This window comes from Faecalibacterium sp. BCRC 81149 (genome assembly GCF_022750605.1).
Taxonomy (GTDB): Bacteria; Bacillota; Clostridia; order Oscillospirales; family Ruminococcaceae; genus Faecalibacterium; species Faecalibacterium duncaniae.
The window spans coordinates 75790-94673 of sequence record NZ_QXJA01000011.1 but is presented as its reverse complement, the minus strand read 5'-3'; the positions used below and the strand labels follow the sequence as shown (position 1 = coordinate 94673).

15 protein-coding genes are annotated in these 18884 nt (G+C 60.0%); 4 read left to right on the top strand and 11 right to left on the bottom strand.

The genetic code is table 11. From position 1 onward, the window contains the following. Positions 1 to 782 precede the first annotated feature (782 nt). Both nrdD and nrdG read left to right on the top strand, forming a co-directional pair. Complete coding sequence (gene nrdD / locus D3F01_RS12260; protein ID WP_117477375.1) at positions 783 to 2954, top strand: anaerobic ribonucleoside-triphosphate reductase; 2172 nt, start codon at positions 783 to 785, stop codon at positions 2952 to 2954. Then, positions 2954 to 3505 carry an anaerobic ribonucleoside-triphosphate reductase activating protein gene (gene nrdG, locus D3F01_RS12255; RefSeq protein WP_242888964.1) on the top strand — a complete coding sequence of 184 codons (552 nt, stop codon included), beginning with the start codon at positions 2954 to 2956 and terminating at the stop codon, positions 3503 to 3505. The genes nrdD and nrdG overlap by 1 nt, the downstream gene beginning before the upstream one ends. A gap of 252 nt (positions 3506 to 3757) precedes the next feature. Here nrdG and D3F01_RS12250 read toward each other — a convergent pair whose 3' ends face one another. Beyond that, a complete protein-coding gene (locus D3F01_RS12250; RefSeq protein WP_242888963.1) occupies positions 3758 to 5338 on the bottom strand; it encodes a RecQ family ATP-dependent DNA helicase in 1581 nt (526 codons plus the stop codon). A 288-nt stretch (positions 5339 to 5626) separates the two neighbouring features. Here D3F01_RS12250 and D3F01_RS12245 point away from each other — a divergent pair, with 288 nt between their 5' ends. Both D3F01_RS12245 and D3F01_RS12240 read left to right on the top strand, forming a co-directional pair. Beyond that, positions 5627 to 6655, top strand: a complete 1029-nt coding sequence (locus tag D3F01_RS12245; RefSeq protein ID WP_242888962.1) for a glycosyltransferase family 2 protein — start codon at positions 5627 to 5629, stop codon at positions 6653 to 6655. Positions 6656 to 6728: 73 nt separating this feature from the next. After that, on the top strand, positions 6729 to 8024 hold the full coding sequence (locus D3F01_RS12240; protein WP_117477370.1) for a cation:proton antiporter: 1296 nt from the start codon (positions 6729 to 6731) through the stop codon (positions 8022 to 8024). A gap of 97 nt (positions 8025 to 8121) precedes the next feature. Here the strand turns inward: D3F01_RS12240 and D3F01_RS12235 are convergent, their stop codons facing one another. The 10 genes from D3F01_RS12235 to ruvA form a co-directional block, all read right to left on the bottom strand. After that, positions 8122 to 10425: an ATP-dependent Clp protease ATP-binding subunit gene (locus D3F01_RS12235; protein ID WP_242888956.1), complete on the bottom strand. Its 2304-nt coding sequence runs from the start codon at positions 10423 to 10425 to the stop codon at positions 8122 to 8124. Between the two features lie 23 nt (positions 10426 to 10448). Then, complete coding sequence (locus D3F01_RS12230) at positions 10449 to 11144, bottom strand: hypothetical protein (RefSeq protein ID WP_242888954.1); 696 nt, start codon at positions 11142 to 11144, stop codon at positions 10449 to 10451. 187 nt (positions 11145 to 11331) lie between these two features. Then, positions 11332 to 12534: a DUF5711 family protein gene (locus tag D3F01_RS12225; RefSeq protein ID WP_005934860.1), complete on the bottom strand. Its 1203-nt coding sequence runs from the start codon at positions 12532 to 12534 to the stop codon at positions 11332 to 11334. Then, the gene (gene truA / locus D3F01_RS12220) at positions 12531 to 13280 is read right to left on the bottom strand and encodes a tRNA pseudouridine(38-40) synthase TruA (protein WP_242888952.1); all 750 of its coding nucleotides are present in this window, start codon (positions 13278 to 13280) and stop codon (positions 12531 to 12533) included. Before truA ends, D3F01_RS12225 begins: the two co-directional genes overlap by 4 nt. A gap of 104 nt (positions 13281 to 13384) precedes the next feature. Next, positions 13385 to 14200 carry an energy-coupling factor transporter transmembrane component T gene (locus D3F01_RS12215; protein WP_005934862.1) on the bottom strand — a complete coding sequence of 272 codons (816 nt, stop codon included), beginning with the start codon at positions 14198 to 14200 and terminating at the stop codon, positions 13385 to 13387. Further along, positions 14194 to 15114, bottom strand: coding sequence for an energy-coupling factor transporter ATPase (locus D3F01_RS12210; RefSeq protein WP_005934863.1), 921 nt, complete (start codon positions 15112 to 15114; stop codon positions 14194 to 14196). Before D3F01_RS12210 ends, D3F01_RS12215 begins: the two co-directional genes overlap by 7 nt. Before the next feature lie 15 nt (positions 15115 to 15129). Next, entirely contained in the window at positions 15130 to 15969 is an 840-nt protein-coding gene (locus D3F01_RS12205; RefSeq protein WP_005934864.1) for an energy-coupling factor transporter ATPase, read from the bottom strand. A gap of 243 nt (positions 15970 to 16212) precedes the next feature. After that, positions 16213 to 17088 carry a class I SAM-dependent methyltransferase gene (locus tag D3F01_RS12200; protein WP_242888950.1) on the bottom strand — a complete coding sequence of 292 codons (876 nt, stop codon included), beginning with the start codon at positions 17086 to 17088 and terminating at the stop codon, positions 16213 to 16215. A 29-nt stretch (positions 17089 to 17117) separates the two neighbouring features. Further along, entirely contained in the window at positions 17118 to 18173 is a 1056-nt protein-coding gene (gene ruvB / locus D3F01_RS12195; protein ID WP_005934866.1) for a Holliday junction branch migration DNA helicase RuvB, read from the bottom strand. Positions 18174 to 18176: 3 nt separating this feature from the next. Continuing rightward, positions 18177 to 18785, bottom strand: coding sequence for a Holliday junction branch migration protein RuvA (gene ruvA / locus D3F01_RS12190; RefSeq protein ID WP_242888948.1), 609 nt, complete (start codon positions 18783 to 18785; stop codon positions 18177 to 18179). Positions 18786 to 18884: the final 99 nt, after the last annotated feature.

Here is an 18884-nt window from a genome sequence, read left to right as displayed (position 1 = left end):
CGCTCAGCACGCAATCGCTTGCGTCCTGTGTGAATTACTTTGTTTGGAATTGTTTAACGTGTTTTTCCAACACGAAAATAGGTTCCGTTACAAGTTTTTCGATATTGTTCAATTTTCAAGGTCCTGTGCGCCTCAGCCTTGCGGCTGACGACTTGATTATTTTACCACAGAAGTGATTTTTTGTCAAGTACTTTTTTCAGAAGCTTTTCGATCTTTTCGAACTTGTGGTTCGTTTTTCAACGTATCCATATTGGTTCTTTCGCTTTGCTTCTGCCGCTTTCAGAAGTCATTCTTTCCGGCGGCCCTTGGCGCTCAAGTATAATACCATATCCCGACACGTTTGGCAACCCCTTTTTTCACTTTTTTCGTTTCTTTTTTCGTCTTTGACTTTTTGACTAGTTTTTTAACTGCAATTTACACGTTCCTTGACGTGGAAGCTGCGGCGACCTCAGAGGTCATTTTTCTCTATATAATAAGGTATTGTTCTATCCAAACTTCCAGAGAAGTATACACCGCCGCGGATATTACGCCCCGGAATGCAAACACTTTCCTTGCACAGTTTGTCAAGAGCTTTGGCCTCAAATTTTGCTCCAAGATTCTCGGCTCAATTTTGGCGAAACCGCCAAAACACAAAATGTAGTGGTTTCTCCATTGACATATCACTAAATAGTGATATCATAGAATCACATCAATTGAACGCATCCCAAGACTGCTTTGCGGGTGCCTCTTGCGAAAGAGGCACCCGCTTGAACTGTACACAGATAGAACGACGGAGGAACACTATGAAGATCATCAAGCGCAACGGTTCGGAAGTTCCATTTGATATCACCAAGATCATTACTGCGGTCACCAAGGCCAGCGATTCGGTCAGCCGCAAGAGCAGCCTGACCCAGGAGCAGATCCTGTCCATCGCCAACGATGTCACGGAGCAGTGCCAGGCGCTGAACCGTGCCGTGAGCGTGGAGGAGATCCAGGACATGGTGGAGAACAAGCTGATGGACATTCAGGCCCACGATGTAGCCCGCCATTATATCACCTACCGTTATGTGCAGAGCCTGAAGCGCCAGACCAACACCACCGACGAGCGCATCCTCAGCCTGATCGAGTGCCAGAACGAGGAAGTCAAGCAGGAGAACGCCAACAAGAACCCCACCGTGAACAGCGTCCAGCGTGACTATATGGCCGGTGAGATCTCCAAAGACCTGACCGCCCGCCTTCTGCTGGACCCGGAGATCGTCAAGGCACACAATGAGGGCCTGATCCACTTCCACGATTCCGACTACTTTGCGCAGCACATGCACAACTGCGATCTGGTCAACCTGGAGGATATGCTGCAGAACGGCACCGTGATCTCCGGCACCTATATTGAAAAGCCCCACAGCTTTTCCACCGCCTGCAACATTGCCACCCAGATCATTGCGCAGGTGGCATCCAACCAGTACGGCGGCCAGAGCATCAGTCTGACCCATCTGGCTCCCTTTGTGGATGTCTCCCGCAAGAAGATCGCCGCTGAGGTCGAAGCGGAGATGGAAGGGCTGGACGTTACCCCGGAGCGCAAGAAGGAGATCGTGGAGCGCCGCCTGCGCAACGAGATCAACCGCGGTGTCCAGACCATCCAGTATCAGGTCGTGACCCTGATGACCACCAACGGTCAGGCCCCCTTCATCACCGTGTTCATGTATCTGGGAGAAGCCCGCAACCCGCAGGAAAAGGCCGACCTTGCCATCATCATCGAAGAGACCATCCGCCAGCGCTATCAGGGCGTGAAGAACGAGGCCGGTGTCTGGATCACCCCAGCCTTCCCCAAGCTGATCTATGTGCTGGAAGAGGACAACATCCGCCCCGGCACTCCTTATTATTACCTGACCGAATTGGCTGCCAAGTGCACTGCCAAGCGGATGGTGCCCGACTACATCTCTGAGAAGAAGATGCTCGAGCTCAAGGTGGACAAAAACGGCGAGGGCCACTGCTACACCTGCATGGGCTGCCGCAGCTTCCTGACTCCCTATGTGGACCCCGAGACCGGCAAGCCCAAATACTACGGCCGCTTCAATCAGGGTGTTGTCACCATCAATCTAGTGGATGTAGCCCTTTCCTCCGGCGGCAACTTCGAGAAGTTCTGGAAGATCTTTGATGAGCGCCTGGCTCTCTGCCACAAGGCACTGCAGGCCCGCCATCAGCGCCTGATGGGCACCCCCAGCGATGCCGCCCCCATTCTGTGGCAGTACGGCGCACTGGCCCGCCTGAAGAAGGGCGAGAAGATCGACAAGCTGCTCTTTGGCGGCTACTCCACCATCAGCCTGGGCTACGCTGGTCTGTATGAGTGCGTGAAGTATATGACCGGCAAGAGCCACACCGATGCCGGTGCCAAGCCTTTTGCCCTGAGCGTGATGCAGCACATGAACGACAAGTGCACCGAGTGGAAGAAGGCCGAGAACATGGATTACTCTCTCTACGGCACCCCGCTGGAATCTACCACCTACAAGTTTGCCAAGTGCCTGCAGAAGCGGTTCGGCATCGTGCCCGGCATCACCGATAAGAACTATATCACCAACAGCTACCACGTCCATGTTTCGGAGCCCATTGATGCCTTCACCAAGCTCAAGTTTGAGAGCGAGTTCCAGAAGCTGTCCCCGGGCGGTGCCATCAGCTATGTGGAAGTGCCCAACATGCAGGACAATCTGGAGGCCGTGATAAGCGTGCTGCAGTTCATCTACGACAACATCATGTATGCCGAGTTGAACACCAAGTCCGATTACTGCCAGTGCTGCGGCTACGACGGAGAGATCAAGATCGTTGAGGATGACGGCAAGCTGGTGTGGGAGTGCCCCAAGTGCGGCAACCGTGACCAGAACAAGCTGAACGTTGCCCGCCGCACCTGCGGTTATATCGGCACCCAGTTCTGGAACCAGGGCCGGACACAGGAGATCAAGGATCGGGTGCTGCATCTGTGATGAATTACGCAACAATCAAGTATTACGACATTGCCAATGGGCCGGGGGTGCGCACCAGCATCTTTGTTTCGGGCTGCAGGCATCACTGCCCGGGCTGCTTCAACGAGGTGGCATGGGATTTCGGGTACGGCCAGCCCTTCGGCAAAGCCGTGCGCAACGAGATCTTTGCATCCTGCCAGCCCGACTATATTGCAGGCATCTCCCTGCTGGGTGGTGAGCCTTTTGAGCCGGAGAATCAGCGGGAGCTGCTGCCCTTTGTCCGCAACTTCAGGGCGCTGTACCCGGATAAGAGCATCTGGTGCTATTCCGGTTACACCTGGGAACAGCTGACCGGCAGTGTTCCCTGCCCGGCCCGCTGTGAGGTCACCGATGAGCTGCTGAGCCTGCTGGATGTTCTGGTGGATGGCCGCTTTGTGGAAGCCCAGCACGATATCTCCCTGCGCTTCCGGGGCAGCTCCAACCAGCGGCTTCTGGATGTGCCCAAAAGCCTTGCCGCAAAGTCCCCCGTCTGGTGGGAGGACGAACAGGTGTTTGCCACACACACGATGTAATCCTCTCAGTCGCGCTAACGCGCGCCAGCGTACGGGTTGCGGCTCCCAGCGTCCGCTTCGTGCAAGGTTTTGCACTTGCGTCCTGCTGGCCGCTGCCCCAACAACTCCTCCCTGCTTCCGCCACTGGCGGCGGTCGTCGTCGTTGCCCTAGTAGGGGAGCCCTTGGCATAGCAATACACTTTCATGCAATAAAACAACGCCCGATTTTCAACACTCTATACAAAGTGAGTGGAAAACCGGGCGTTTTATTATTTAACGGGATGATACCATATCCTCGATCACACTGAGGAACTCCTGCCCGTAGCGGGCGGCCTTTTTCTCGCCCACACCCGGGATATTGAGCAATTCCTCCACGCTCAGGGGCTTTTTCAGCGCCATCTGGCGGAGGGTGGAATCGTTGAACACCATATAAGCAGGGAGCTTCTGCTTTGCGGCCAGCCGCTTGCGCAGGGCATAGAGGGCCGCCAGCAGATTCTCGTCTGCTTCGCTGAGGGCATCTTCGTCGGCACGGCGGCGGGAGGCCGAGGCCAGCCGCTTTGCACTGGCCGCGGCACGCTGGCGGGCCTGTGCCGCCTGCTCCTCCACCTGTTCGGTAGCCTGTGCTGCCAGCAGACAGTTGGAACAGTTCTCGCACTTTTGGGGTGCGGCCTCGCCGAAGTAGCTCAGCAGATACCCCCGCAGGCAGCGCGGCGTGGTGGAGTAGAAGGTCATGTACTTGAGCCGTTCCTCTGCCTTGCGTGCCGCTTCGGCCTTGACATCCGCAGGCAGGCCGTTGTCAGCCTCCATCTCCTTGTCGATGAAGAACCGGATGGTGCGCACATCGGTGCCGGAATAAAGCAAGGTGCAGCGGGCTGGCTCCCCGTCACGGCCCGCGCGGCCCGCCTCCTGATAATAGCTCTCCAGATCCTTGGGCATATTATAATGGATCACGAACCGGACGTTTGGCTTATCGATGCCCATGCCGAAGGCATTGGTCGCCACCATGATCTGCACCCGGTCATAGAGGAAATCGTCCTGATTCTGCCGCCGGGTATCCGCATCCAGTTTGGCGTGGTAGGCTGCCGCACGGATGCCCCGGCTCTGCAGCAGGCGGGTGGTCTCGTCCACCTGCCGGGTGGTGCTGCAATAGATGATGCCCGCATTGTCCCGCTCCCTGAGCACAAGGTCGAGCAGAACTTTGGGCTTCTCGCTGGGCAGGGCCCTGCGGGTGGCAAAATAGAGGTTGGGCCGGTCGAAGCTGGTGGTCACCTCGTAGGGGGTGTGGAGTTCCAGATGGGTGCGGATGTCCTCCCGCACATGGGCGGTGGCGGTGGCTGTAAAAGCTCCCACCACCGGGCGCTTAGGCAGGCTGTCCACAAATGCCTTGATGCGCAGGTAGCTGGGGCGGAAATCCTGCCCCCACTGGCTGATGCAGTGGGCCTCGTCCACCGTGACCATGCTGATCTCCCGCTCCTGCGCAAACCGCTGGAAGCCCGGCATCTCCAGCCGCTCCGGAGCCACATAGATGATCTTATACCACCCCTCCCGGGCGCGGCGGAGCATCAGGGCCTTCTGGTTGTCCGTCAGGCTGTTGTTCAGGAAAGCTGCCGCCACACCGGCCTGTACCAGCGCCCCCACCTGATCCTTCATCAGGCTCACCAGCGGCGAGACCACGATGGTGATGCCCGGCAGCAGCAGGGCCGGCACCTGATAGCAGATGGACTTGCCCGCACCCGTGGGCATCACAGCCAGCACATCCTGCCCGGCCAGCAGGCGAGAGACGATCTCCTCCTGCCCCGGGCGGAAGCTGTCGTAGCCAAAGACTTTTTTCAGAATACTATGCGGACTTTCCATGGTTCCTCCTATCCATACAAAACCGCTCCGTCATTGCTCCGCAATGCCACCTCTCCCAGTAGGAGAGGCAAGTCTTGGCTCCCCTACCAGGGGAGCTGGACGCAAAGCGGCCTGAGCGGTCTGTAACCCAATCAGTATACCACAACTCCCCGGATAATTGTAAAACATCTCTGACATTTCCCACGTTCGATAGCATTTTCTGCACAAAAATGCTATAATATGGGTACATATCTCCATCCCGGCTCCTGCCCTGCGCATCTGCCGGAAAAGAGCAAAGGAGTATTTTGTATGGCTCAGAAATTGATCACCTTCGCCGTTCCGTGCTACAACTCGGCGGCATATATGCGCCACTGCATCGAGACCCTGCTCTCCGCCGGGGAGCAGGCCGAGATCATCCTGGTGGACGATGGTTCCACCAAGGATGACACCCCCGCCATCTGCGATGAATACGCCGCCAAATATCCCACCATCGTCAAGGCCATCCATCAGGAGAATGGCGGCCATGGCGAGGGCGTGAATCAGGGCATCCGCAACGCCACCGGCCTGTATTATAAGGTGGTAGACAGCGACGACTGGCTGGACGAGGCCGCCCTCAGGACCGTGCTGGCCAAGCTGAACACGCTGACTGCCCGGGGCACCGCACCTGACCTGATGATCTGCAACTATGTCTACGAGCATGTGGAGGACAACACCAGCCACACCGTGCGCTACACCAACGTGTTCCCCCAGAACCGGCTGTTCAACTGGACGCATGTCGGCCACTTCCGGCCCGACCAGAACCTGCTGATGCACTCGGTGATGTACCGCACACAGGTGCTGCGGGACTGCGGCATGGTGCTGCCCAAGCACACCTTCTATGTGGACAACATCTTTGTCTACCAGCCCCTGCCCTTTGTCAAGAGCATGTACTATATGGATCTGGACCTGTACCGCTACTTCATCGGCCGGGCCGACCAGAGCGTGAACGAGAGTGTGATGGTCAAGCGGGTGGATCAGCAGCTGCGGGTGACCCGCCACATGATCGACTGCCAGGACCTGGATGCCCTCAAGGGCCAGAAGAAGCTGCGCAGCTATATGCTGCACTACCTCTCCATGATGATGGCCATCAGCGACATCTTCCTGCTGCTGGACGGCAGCGCCGCCGCCAAGCAGAAGGAAAACGAGCTGTGGGCTTACCTCAAGGCACACACCAGCGCCGGGGTCTACCGCTCCATCCGCTACGGCTTTGGCGGCGTGACCAACCTGAAGATCCCCAAGGGCGACAAGCTCGTGCTGGGCGGTTACCGCATTGCACAGAGGATTTTTAAATTCAATTAACAAATGTTGCTTTTCCTCCTCAGATAAGATATACTTTTTAACGTATCTTAATTTCTGAGGAGGATCTTATTTTATGGAGCAATTGCTCATCTGTATGTCTCTTTCGCTCATTGCAGGCCTGTTGGCATCCCGTGCAGCGAAAGCGATCCGCCTGCCGGCTGTCACCTCTTATCTGGTGGCAGGACTTCTGCTGGGACCCTTCTTTCTGGGTCGGCTGGGCCTGAGCGGCTGGGGCTTCGGTTTCGGAAGCCTTGCACAGGTCGAAAGCTACGGCATCATCACACAGGTGGCACTTGGCTTCATCGCCTTTGTCATCGGCAACGAGTTCCGGCTCAGCGCGCTGGAGAGCATGGGCAGGCAGGCGGTCACTGTGGGCATCCTGCAGGCCGTTATCACCACCGTGCTGGTGGATATCGCTCTGGTTGCCCTCCACTTTGCCCGGCCGGATGTCATCTCAATGGCATCCGCCATCACACTGGGTGCCATCGCCTCTGCCACAGCCCCTGCCGCCACCCTGATGGTGGTCAAGCAGTACAAGGCCAGCGGCCCCCTGACCCGTCTGCTGCTGATGGTGGTCGCCATTGACGATGCCGTGGGTCTGGTGCTCTTCTCAGCCTCTTTCGGCATCGCAAACGCGCTGGAGCAGGGCCGCATCGACCCCATCAGCATCCTTCTGGAGCCTCTGGTGGAGATCGTGCTCAGCCTGGGTCTGGGCGCGCTGGCAGGTCTGCTGCTCAACCAGCTGGAGGTCTACTTCCACTCCCGCTCTAAGCGCATGAGCCTTTCGGTGGCCTTTGTGCTGCTGACGGTGGGCCTTTCCATGGTCAGCTTTAAGGTCGGCCCCATCCACTGCAGCTTCTCGCTGCTGCTGGTCTGCATGATGACCGGCACCGTGTTCTGCAACATCTGTCCCACTTCCGATGAGCTGATGGACCGCCTGGACCGCTGGGTAAGCCCGGTGAACATCCTGTTCTTCGTGCTCTCCGGCGCGGAGCTGGATCTGAACATCCTCGCCAACCCCATGGTCCTGCTCATTGGTGCCGTCTATATTGCTTCCCGCTCTCTGGGCAAGATCTCCGGCTCCTATGTCAGCTGCAAGGCCACCCGCTGCAGTGAGAAGATCCAGAAGTATCTGGGCATCACCCTGCTGCCGCAGGCCGGTGTGGCGCTGGGCATGGCCGCCGAGGCCGCCGAGCTTTCCGACGGCCACATGGTGCGCAACGTGGTACTCTTCTCGGTGCTGGTGTACGAGCTGGTCGGCCCGACCCTGGCCAAGATCAGCCTGACCGCCGCAGGCGAGATCATCCCCGAGGGCCGCACGAGCGCCCGCACCACCAACAAGCCGGAGGAACCGGTCAGCGTGGACTGATCTTCCCCATCAGCCTCACCGCAGGTGACGGAGCGTTCTTACACTACAAAAGCCGCTGCACAGTTGTTACGCTGTGCAGCGGCTTTCTGTTTGCTCTTTATTTTAGCACGATCTCATCGTTCTCAGCATCCACGGTCAGGGTGGAGCCGGAAACAAGGGTACCGTCGATGATCTTTTCAGCGGCGGGGTCCTCCACAGCCTTGCGGATGGTGCGGCGCAGGTCGCGGGCACCAAACTTGCCGCCCTGGCTCTTGTGCACCAGCGCTGCCAGTGCCGCCGGGGTATAGCTGTAGGCAATGCCCTTGGCCTCCATGCTGGGCTTGTACTCGTCCAGCATCAGGGCGGCAATGCCCTGCAGGGTCTCCTCGCTCAGCGGCTTGAAGGTGATGACCTCATCCACGCGGCCCAAAAACTCAGGGCGGAGGAACTGGCTCAGTGCCTTGCGGCTCTTCTCCTCGTTTCGCTCCTCCTCGCTGCGGTTGAAGCCCAGACTTGCAGTGGTCTGGTCGCTGCTGCCCGCATTGGAGGTCATGCAGATGACAGTGTTGGAGAAATCCACGGTGCGGCCCTGGGCATCATTGATCTTGCCCTCGTCCAGGATCTGCAGCAGGATATTCATCACATCGGGGTGGGCCTTTTCGATCTCATCGAACAGCACCACGCTGTACGGGCGGCGGCGGACCTTTTCGGTCAGCTGACCCGCCTCCTCGTAGCCCACATAGCCCGGAGGGGAACCGATCATGCGGGACACGGCGTACTTTTCCATATACTCGCTCATATCCAGCCGGATCAGGGGGTCGGGGCCGTCAAAGAGCTGGTTTGCCAGCTGCTTCACCAGCTCCGTCTTGCCCACGCCGGTGGGGCCCACAAAGATGAAGCTGGCCGGACGGCGGCGGTCCGAGAGGTCGGCGCGGCTGCGCTTGACCGCCTGCGCCACCAGATGCACGGCATCGTCCTGACCGATGATCTTCTTTTTCAGCTCAGCCTCAAGGCTGGCGAGCTTTGCGTACTCGGTCTCCCGGATCTTCACCGCCGGGATGCCCGTCCACAGCTCAATGACCTTGGCCACATCGTCCATGGTCACCTGGATCTCCCCGGCTGCAGCCTGCTTGGCGGGCAATTCCCGCTCCAGCTGTGCCATCCGGGTCTTGCGCTCTGCCACACGCTCGTAGTCGATGGGCTCGTTCACATCGGCGTTTTCCATGTCGGCCTCTTCCTGCTTGAGGGCCTCCAGTTCCTTCTGCATGGTCAGGTACTCGGAGATGACCGGGTGGGCCAGATTGCAGCAGGCACAGGCCTCGTCCAGCAGGTCGATGGCCTTGTCGGGCAGGTAGCGGTCGGTGATATACCGCTCGCTCAGGGTCACGGTGGCGTTCAGCACATCGGCGGGCACCTGCACATGGTGGTGCTCCTCGTAGTAGTGCTTGATGCCGCCCATCACGGCCAGCGTATCAGCAACGCTGGGTTCCTCCACCCGCACGGGCTGGAACCGGCGCTCCAGCGCCTGGTCCTTCTCGATATACTTGCGGTACTCGTTGAAAGTGGTGGCACCGATGACCTGGATCTCGCCGCGGGAGAGGGCGGGCTTCAGGATGTTGCCCGCATTCATGGCACCCTCGCTCTCACCGGCAGAGGTAATGGTGTGGATCTCGTCAATGAACAGGATGACATTGCCCGCCGCCTTGACCTCGCTCAGCAGACCCTTGACCCGCTGCTCGAACTGGCCGCGGAACTGAGTACCTGCCACAAGGCTGGTCAGGTCGAGCAGGAAGATCTCCTTATCCTGCAGCCCTGCCGGCACCTGCCCCTTGGCAATGCGCTCAGCAATGCCCTCGGCAATGGCGGTCTTGCCAACGCCCGCCTCACCAATGAGGCAGGGGTTGTTCTTCTGGCGGCGGCTCAGGATCTGGATGGTGCGGTAGATCTCCCGGTCGCGGCCGATGATATCATCCAGCTTCCCCTCCCGGGCTTTGCGGGTCAGGTTCTCGCAGTAGGTATCCAAAAACTTGCGGCGGGGCGGCTTTTTGTCGTTTTTGCCCGCCTTCTTTTCGTTTTTGCCGTTCTGGGCACCGCCGTTCACCCCCAGCGGGAAGGTGGCGCTGGAGCCGGGCACAAGGTCGCCGTCCTCCTCGCTCTGGTCCGGCTGGCCCATACCCATCATCATGGAGAAGGGGTTCATGCTGCTCATGTCCCCCATCTCCTGCATCATGTTTTCCATCCGGTCTTCCATGGCATCCATGTCCTCATCAGACATGCCAAACTGCTTCATCAGATCATCGACCGGTTTGATGTGCATCTCCCGGGCACAGTGCAGGCAGTACCCCTCGTTTTTCATCTGGCCATTTTCCATCCGCTGGACAAAAATAATGGCAGGCCGCTTCTGGCATCGAATGCAGACCATTGTTCCTCCTTTTCCCTCCCCGCTCAGACAAACGGGTTGAATACATTGAATACTTTATAGTAAAGGCTGCCGCTCATCACCGTGTCGTTGAGCATGGTGAGGTTGCCGCCGGTGATCACAATGAGCGCCCAGACCACGCAGAGCACCAGATAGATGTCCACAAGGCTGGCAATGCCGCCCACGCCCCAGCCCAGCCAGTGGTTCACTGCACCGATCACGGGCAGCTTGTTCACCAGCCCCAGCACCGTGACCAGCAGGCTGACCAGCATCCGCAGCAGGGCGAACGCCACAAAGAACAGCACCAGCGAGATCACCGGGGTCAGCAGCGGAGCCAGCACCTTCTGGACGATGGTATCCGCCAGCACAACGGCATTGTCATTGAGGACGGCAGAGATGGAGCGCTCGCAGGCATCCACGATGGATGTCCGGAACGCCTCGGGCAGAAAGCCCGCGTACCGCTGGGCAATGCCATCCAGACTGACGGCTCCCCCGGCGGCGATATTGGCAGCGATCTGGTCCCGGAAGCTTCCGGCGAGGAAACGCTCGAACACCTGCCCGGCTGCCCAGCCTGAAAAGGCTCTGGCACCGAACAGGCTGATGAGGCTGCCCGTCAGCTGCACCACCGAGGCCAGAAAGCCTTTGCGGGCATACCGGACGGCCAGCACCAGCCAGACCACCGTACATAGGATATCAAAAATAAATGACGGATTCTTGAACATACGTTTAACCTTATTCCGAACTGGCTCACCCTCTCAGTCACGACTGCCGTCGTGCCAGCTCCCCCAAAGGGGGAGCCAACGCTTCTGACAGGGGAAGCCACAAAATAAATTGCACTCTCTTTCCTCAAAGCCGCAATTGCCTCTCCCTTTGGGAGAGGTGGCCATGCGCAAGCATTGACGGAGAGGGCTATTCAGCGGGTGCTTCCAACTTCTGCACCGTGTTGCCGCTGAACAGCAGCAGATCCTTGCTGTTGGCCAGCAATGCCTGCGGGCTGGTGTCAAGGTTCTGGCTCCACTGCTGGGTGCCGGATGCATCAAAGCACTCCACGGCGTTATCGGCCAGCAGATAGAACAGGTTCCCCGCCCGGACAATGGAATTTGCCGCCGAGACAGCAGCGCTGAACTGGACGTTCAGGTTTTTGTCCAGCGTCACAGCCTGAGAGACCTGCCCCGATGCCAGCAGCAGGGCCACATTGCCTGCTGCGTCCACCGAAACATCCTTCAGCTCCGTGCCCGCAAAATCATAGACCGCACGCTCACCGCCGCCCGCATTGTAGAGCACAGCCCTGGTATCGTAGACAGCCAGGATCGTGGAAGCGGAGGTCCACCCCAGCCACTGGGGCACACCGCCCTGATTCACCAGACTGACGGGATCGCCCGATGCCAGATTGATGAGGTAGAGGTTGGTCATCACCTGTCCCCCGCTGACGGTGACGGCTGCCGCCGCCAGCTTCCGGCTGTCGGGGGAAAAGGCCATCCGCAGGGGGGTGCCGTCGTTGGAGGTCATGCTCCAGCTGAGCTGCTGCTCCATGGAGGGGCTGTATACCAGCAGCTTTGCCATGCTGGTCTGGTCCTCCGTGACCACAGCCAGCGTGCCGTTGTCCGACATGGCGCAGAGGAAAATGCTGTTTTCCAGCTGCTTGGTGTAAAGGTTCTGGGTGCGGCTCTCCACCCGCAGCTCGTTTCCGGAGCGGTTGTAGAGGACAAAGCGGGTCTTGCCCGCGGCCAGCGCCGGGCGGGCATAGCCGCTCTGGATGCTGTTCAGCTTTTTGCCGGTGCGCGACCAGACCACACAGCCCTCGTCCCCCAGCTCCACAAAGCTGCCGGTCAGGGGGGCCATCTGTTCCAGCTCGGCCACACCGGTCTGCTGGGGCCAGCCGGAGCCGGGCAGCAGGGCAATGCGGGCCGTATCGGTCAGGTCCTTCAGGGCCGCCACCGAGCTGCCCGCGATGCCGGTGGCAAACAGCACCACCGCCGTCAGCAGCACCAGCAGCACCGCCGTGCGGCGGATGCGCCGGTTCCGCACACGCTGGCGGGCAGCTTCCAGATATTCGACCCGCCCTTCCGAAAGCGGCTCGTCACTCTCCGGACGGTTGCGATTTTTTCTCATAGGTCGTAGTCCACCTTCTCCAAAAATAGCCCTTTCGCGGGCAGCGTCGGCCCGGCCTGGCTGCGGTCCCGGCTGGCAAGGATGCCGGGGATGGCATCGGGCTGCATCCGGCCCGCGCCCACCTCACACAGGGTGCCTGCCAGAATGCGCACCATGTTATAGAGGTAGCCGTCCGCTGTCACCTCAATGTCCACCTCGTCGCCCTTCCGGATCACATGGCAGTCGGTGATGGTGCGCACGGTATCTCCGTGGGCAGCAGCAGAGGAACCCGCCGCGCACAGGGCCAGAAAATCGTGCTTTCCCACAAACTGTTCCGCCGCCCTCTGCATGGCATCCACATCCAGCCGCCGGGGCACCCGGGTGTAATATTTTTCATCAAAAGGCGAATCGATGGGGTGGTTGTGGATGCGGTACAGGTAGGTCTTGGTATGGGCGGCATAGCGGGCGTGGAACTCCTCCGGCACCACCCGGGCGCACAGCACCCGGATATCCGGGGGCAGGTGCTGGTTGATGGCCAACGGCAGCTTTTCGGGGGGGATGCGGGTCTCCGCGTGGAAGTTCAGCGCAAAGCCCAGCGCGTGGACACCGGCATCGGTGCGGCTGCACCCCTTGATATCGGGGCGGCTGTGGAGCACCGCTTCCAGCCCATCCTGAAAGGTCTGGGCCACGCTCCGCCCGTTGGGCTGCACCTGAAAGCCGCAGTAGTTGGTGCCATCGTAGGCAAGGGTAAGTAGATAGTTCTGCATGGAACTCCTTCCGTCACGGCTTTGCCGTGCCACCTCCCTCAAAGAGGGAGGCTATAAGGCCCCCTCCTCGAGGGGGCTGTCGCCGCAGGCGACTGGGGGAGTTTTTAAAAATTCGGGAACACCAGTCTCGAGCTCAGGATCACCATAAAGCAGACGATGCACACCGCCAGATCGATATAATCCTGCCGGGTGCAGCGCAGCACCTTCAGGCGGGTGCGGCCATCACCGCCGCGGTAGCAGCGGCACTCCATGGCCATGGCCAGCTCATCGGCGCGGCGGAAGGCCGAGATGAACAGCGGGATAAGCACCGGCACCAGCGCCTTGACGCGCTCCATCATGGAGCCGTTGTCCAGCATGGCACCACGGGCTTTCTGGGCGTTCATGATCTTGTCGGTCTCTTCGATCAGGGTCGGGATAAACCGCAGGGCAATGCTCATCATCATAGCCAGCTCATGCACCGGGAAGTGCAGCCTGCCCAAAGGCTTGAGCAGCTGCTCAATGGCATCCGTCAGCACGATGGGGCTGGTGGTATAGGTCAGCAGGCTGGTGCCCGCGATCAGTGCCATCACGCGCACCGCCATCAGGATGGCATAGCGCAGGCCCTCGGCGTAGATGTTCAGCACCCAGAAGTGCACCAGCGGCTCACCCTCGCCCGAAACAAAGAAGAGGTTGAGCACCGCGGTAAAGAGGATGATGGGCAAAATGGGCTTCAGGCTCTTGGTGATGAGCTTGAAGGGGATCTTTGCCACGCCGTACATGGCCACAAGGAACACAAGGGACAGCGTCAGGCCCAGCGGGTTGGACGCGGCAAACAGCAGGATGATGTAGACGATGGTCAGCACCAGCTTCATGCGGGGGTCGAACTTATGCACAAGGCTGTCGCCCGGGAAGTGCTGGCCGATGGTGATATCTCTCAGCATGTGGCAGCGCCCCCCTTCTTTGCATCCACACGGGGCAGCACAAGGCTTTCGCCTGCGTCCCGGCGCTTCTTGGCTTCCAAAATCATCTTGACGGCATAGGGCACGGTGTAAACATCCGCCGGGACATCCACACCCATCTCCCGCAGCTTGAGGAAGATCTTTGTGACCTGCGGCACGCTCAGGCCCAGCGCCAGCAGCTCGGGCGCACGGGCGAACACGTTCTCCACGGTGTCGTACATGGCGATCTTCTTGTTGCTCATCACCAGCACACGGTCGGCGTATTTGGCAATATCCTCCATGCTGTGGGAGACCAGCAGCACGGTGGTGCCGGTCTTTTTGTGGTACTCCTTGACCTCAGACAGGATCTCGTCCCGGCCCTCGGGGTCCAGACCGGCGGCAGGCTCATCCAGCACCAGAATGCGGGGCTTCATGGCCATCACACCCGCCACGGCCACCCGGCGCTTCTGGCCGCCGGACAGCTCAAAGGGGCTGCGCTGCAGCAGCGCCTCATCCAGGCCGACAAAGTCCGCTGCTTCATGCACCCGTCTGTCGATCTCGGCCTCGTCCAGCCCCATGTTTCTGGGGCCAAAGGCGATATCCTTATAGCAAGTCTCCTCAAACAGCTGGTACTCCGGGTACTGGAACACCAGACCGGTGAGGAAACGGAATTCCCGGATCTTTTCCGGCTCGGCCCACAGGTCGCGGCCATCGATGATGATGTGACCGCTGGTGGGCTTGTTCAGGCCGTTCATGTGGGTGATGAGGGTGCTCTTGCCGGAGCCGGTGGCACCGATGATGCCCACAAAATCTCCCTCTTCCACCTCAAAGCTCACGTCATCCAGCGCGGTGACGGCATTGGGCATTCCCGGGTTATAGACATAACTCAGGTGATCTACTTTGATAATGCTTCCCATCTTCCGTCCCCTCCCTTACTTCAAAAGCTCATACAGAGCCTGTGCGCACGCGCCGGTGTCGATGATGCCTTCGGGCATGGGGATGCCGGCCTTGACCAGCTCATCCCGCAGCTCGGCAGCCTGCGGCACATCCAGCCGCAGGGCGCGCACCTTTTCGGTCTGGCTGAACACCTCTTTCGGGGTGCCCTCCATGACCACATTGCCCTTGCTCATCACCAGCACGCGGTCGGCCTGAGCAGCTTCTTCCATATAGTGGGTGATGGACACCACCGTGATGCCCATGTTCTTGTTCAGATGGTGGATGGTCTGCATCACCTGCTCCCGGCCCCGGGGATCAAGCATGGCGGTGGCCTCGTCCAGGATCAGGCAGTCGGGCCGCATGGCAACCACGCCCGCAATGGCAACGCGCTGCTTCTGGCCGCCGGACAGGTTGTGGGGCGCACGCTCCCGGTATTCATAGATGCCCGCCATCTTCATCGCTTCATCCACACGGCGGCGCATCTCCTCCGGCGGCACGCCCAGATTTTCCAGCGCAAAGGCGACATCTTCCTCCACCACGGTGGCAACGATCTGGTTGTCCGGGCTCTGGAACACCATGCCCACGGTCTGGCGGATATCGTAGATTTTGTCCTCGTCTTTGGTGTCCATCCCCTCCACCAGCACAGTGCCGCTCTCCGGCAGGAGGATGGCGTTGAAGTGCTTGGCCAGCGTGGATTTTCCACAGCCGTTGGCCCCCAGCACTGCCACAAATTCGCCCCGCTTCACCTCAGCCGACACGCCGTTCAGGGCGTAGTCCGGCTGTTCCGGGTCATAGCGGAACTTCAGATCTTTCGCAGTTAAAATCGTTTCTTCCATAGGTTTTCTCTTTCCGGTGGTGCGCCCTTCTCAAAAGGGCTGTACCCCATTCTTGGTTCTTCTTCATTTTTTCAGAATGGCTGCCGTCAGGACACTCCCCCAGTCTGCTTCGCAGACAGCCCCCTCTGAGATGGGGCCTCTGGCGCAACCGAGAAGTTTTCCGGCAAACGGTCAACGTTCCCGCCATGCCAAAGGCTCCCTCCCCGAGGGAGCTGGCACGGCGACAGCCGTGACTGAGGGAGTTCATTCTTCCCAAATGGCCGTTGCGCCGCAGGGCACAACGCCGCCGGTGGCGGAAACGGGCAGGCCGATCTCATCACAGCTGGTCTTGCCGCCAAAGCGGGGCACCAGCGTGGTCTTGAGCATATACTCCATGACCGCGGGGGACAGGCCGGTGGTGTAGCTGTTGACCGCAAAGAAGAGGGGCGTATCGCTCAGCACTTCCTCGCACTGGCTGATGAGCTCATAGATGCAGTCCTCCAGCTTCCAGATCTCGCCGCCGGGGCCGCGGCCGTAGCTGGGCGGGTCCATGATGATACCATCGTAGGTGTTGCCCCGGCGCTTTTCCCGGGCCACGAACTTGGCGCAGTCGTCCACCAGCCAGCGGATGGGCCGGTCCGCCAGACCACTGGCCACGGCGTTGTCCTTGCCCCACGCTACGATGCCCTTGGACGCATCCACATGGCAGACAGTAGCCCCCGCGGCGGCACAGGCCAGCGTTGCGCCGCCGGTGTAGCCAAACAGGTTCAGCACCTTGACAGGGCGGCCTGCCGCGCGGATCTTTTTGGCGTACCAGGCCCAGTTGACAGCCTGCTCCGGGAACACGCCGGTGTGCTTGAAGCCGGTGGGGCTGACGATGAGGGTCAGCTTGTCCTCGCCCTCACCGCAGGAGATCTTCCACTTCTCAGGCAGACGGCGGCGGTACTCCCACTCACCGCCGCCCTGATTGGAGCGGTGGTAGACGGCATCGGCCTTGGCCCAGAGCTGGCTCTGTTTCTCGGTTTTCCACACCACCTGCGGGTCGGGCCGGATGAGGATGGTCTCCCCCCAGCGCTCCAGGCGGTTGCCATCGGTGGCATCCAGCAGCTCATAATCTTTCCAACTATCTGCAGGGCGCATAAGCGTCCTCCTTTCTCTCTTCAAACGGCTCAGAACAGGCTCTGCTGGCCGTTGTCCTCCGGGCTTCCGGTCTCGGGGGCTTTCAGGCCCAGGTGCTCATAGGCAAGGCGGGTGGCACAGCGGCCCCGGGGAGTGCGGGTCAAAAAGCCCATCTGCATCAGGTAGGGCTCACACAGGTCCTCCAGCGTCACGGCCTCCTCGCCCAGCGCCGCCGCCAGCGTTTCCAGGCCCACAGGGCCGCCGTTGTACATCTCAATGATGGCGCGGAGCAGGCTGCGGTCCAGCTCGTCCAGACCCAGCGCGTCCACGTCCATCCGCTTCAGGCTCATCAGAGAAACGTCCCGGTCGATGATGCCATCCCCCAGCACGGTGGCAAAGTCGCGGACACGCTTCAAGAAGCGGTTTGCCACGCGGGGGGTGCCCCGGCTGCATTTTGCCAGCTCGTAAGCGCCCTCCGGGGTGATGGGCTGGTCGAGGATGCCCGCCGAGCGCTGGATGATCCGGCTCAGCTCATCGGGGCTGTACAGCTCCAGCTTGAGCAGCACACCGAAGCGGTCCCGCAGGGGGCCGGTGATCTGGCCCGCACGGGTAGTAGCGCCCACCAGCGTGAAGCGGGGCAGGTTGATCCGGATGCTCTGGGCGCTGGGGCCCTTGCCGATCATAATATCCAGCGCGTAATCCTCCAGCGCCGGGTAGAGCACCTCCTCCACCTGCCGGGACAGGCGGTGGATCTCATCAATGAAGAGCACATCGCCCTCCTGCAGATTGGTCAGCAGGGCGGCAAGGTCGCCGGGCTTCTCAATGGCAGGGCCGCTGGTGATGCGGATCTGCACCCCCATCTCGTTGGCGATGATGCCCGCCAGCGTGGTCTTGCCCAGGCCCGGGGGGCCATAGAGCAGGATGTGATCCATGGGCTCACCGCGCCGCTTGGCGGCTTCCAGATAGATTTTCAGGTTCTGCTTGACCTTGTCCTGTCCGATGTAGTCCTCCAGATGCTGCGGGCGAAGGCTGTTTTCCTCGTTGTCCGCCGCCGTTAAGCCGGGCTGCATCATTTTTGCGCCATAGAGCGCGGTTTCGTCCTGCATGGATTACCTCCTGCCTGCCATGCCCCGCAGGGCCAGCTTGATGATCTCTTCCACGGGAAGGCTTGCGTCGATCTTGGAAACGGCCAGGGCGGCTTCGCTCTGGCTGTACCCCAGCGAGACCAGCGCCGCAATGGCCTGCCCGGCTCCCTGTGCGGCGGGGGCGGCAGTGGCCGCGCCCACATCCTCGAGGTTGATGCCATCTACAAAGCCCTTTGCCACCTTATCCTTCAGTTCCAGCACGATGCGCTGGGCCAGCTTGGGGCCTACGCCGGATGCCGCCTTGAAGGCCTTGTGGTCGCCTGCCGAGATCGCCAGCGCCACCCGGTCAGGCTCCATGACGCTGAGAATGGCCAGACCCACCTTGGGGCCCACACCGGAAACGGCGGTCAGCAGCTCAAAGCAGCTCTGCTGCTCCTCAGTGGCAAAGCCATACAGGCTGATGTCATTTTCGGTCACGCTCATCACAGTATAAAGGGTGGCTTCCTTGCCCACCCCGGGCAGTGCACCCGCAACGCTGGTCGGGCACTGCACATAGTAGCCCACCCCGCCGCAGCTCACCACCACAGCGTTCAGGGTCTTTTTGATGATTTTTCCAGTTAAAGAGTAGATCATAAAGTGTTTTCCCTTTTCGGTCAGCTTCTCCCCTGTCCAACCTCTCCGTCATTGCTCCGCAATGCCACCTCCCCTAATAGGGGAGGCCTTGGCATAACG